We start from the raw sequence: 1,196 nt of genomic DNA, 5'->3' as shown, positions 1-1,196 counted from the left end.
GTGTACTGGCCCTGAGCCATCGCGTAGCTCAGCGGCAGCGTGGAATAGGAGAACAGCACACCCGGAGCCGTCGTGGTCTTGAACCACATCGACATGGTCTGCTGGTTGGAGCTGGAGACCAGGCTCGGCGGCAGCTCCGCGTAGGACGAGGTGCCGTTGAACTTCGCGGCGGTCGCGGTGGACCCGGCCAGCGGACCGGTCTGGCCGAGCGTGACCCCGCTGTACGTGGCGTTGTCCGTGCCCTCGCTGTCACCGACCGAGCTGGCGGCCGTGGTGCCGCTCGCCTCGTTGAACTGCCACAGCTCCGAGGCACCGGCGTTCTCCACCTCGGTACGGAACTGCGAACCGCCCGTGTAGCCGTACGTCGTGCACTTGGCCGTCGACAACGGCGAACAGACCTTGGTCAGCTGGTCGTTGGTGTAGCCATAGGTCCAGGTCTGGGCGCTGCCGGAGTCGCGCGAGTCGACCAGGTCGGTGACGACAGTCGCCACGTGGGCCGCAGTCGCGCCAGTGGGGGTGGACCAGGTCAGGTTCAGCGACCGTCCGGAAACAGCGGACTTGATCACCGTGACGTGTCCGGAGGCCCAGGTGAAGTCCACCTGACGGCTGTTGGCGTCCGCCACCGCCTTGATGCCGTACACACCCGTGCTCAGAAGCGTGGTGAAGGTGTAGACGGTGTCGTCCTTGTCGGTCAGCGTGTAGCCGGCCGGCGAGGTCTGCGAACGCAGCATCGCGAAGCGACCCGAGGGCGCCGAGAAGGTCCCGTCGGAGTTCTTGCCGAAACCGACCTCGGAACCATCCGGGTAGGTGACGACAACCCCGGTCAGAGTGCCGGCCGCGTTCTTCTGCTCAGTGACCTTGGCGTCGAAGATGCTCGACCAGCCGGCACCGAACGCGCCGGATATCCGGAAGTCACGGGAGTTGTAGTCACGCTCGACATCGAGGCTCGGGCCGACCGTGGAGATCGACGCGTCCGTGTCGGAGGTCGTGTAGTTGCCGATGGTCGCGTCGTAGCCGTGGTCGCTGCTGTTCTGCGACAGCTCCGACGTCAGGAACGGCTGCGGCACTTCCGTCGTCAGCGCGGACGAGGGTGAGACCGCGGAGTACTTGGTGCCGTCGTATGCCTGCGCGGTCCACGCATAAGAAGTGTTCCAGGCCAGCTTGCCGGCCGGAACGGTCCAGTTCGGCGTGGTCAC

Annotated in this window: 1 protein-coding gene; it reads right to left on the bottom strand. The window is 66.0% G+C overall.

Annotated features, from left to right (window positions below; translation table 11 throughout):
• Nucleotides 1-1,196, bottom strand: a 1,196-nt coding sequence (locus ACIGA3_RS30195; protein ID WP_399721644.1) for a DUF6531 domain-containing protein, incomplete at both ends; no start/stop codon positions are given.

The sequence above is a fragment of the Streptomyces sp. NPDC085596 genome (assembly GCF_044541565.1).
Taxonomy (GTDB): domain Bacteria; phylum Actinomycetota; class Actinomycetes; order Streptomycetales; family Streptomycetaceae; genus Streptomyces.
Note: the sequence above shows the minus strand (reverse complement) of the source record. Positions and strands in the feature narration are given on the sequence as shown.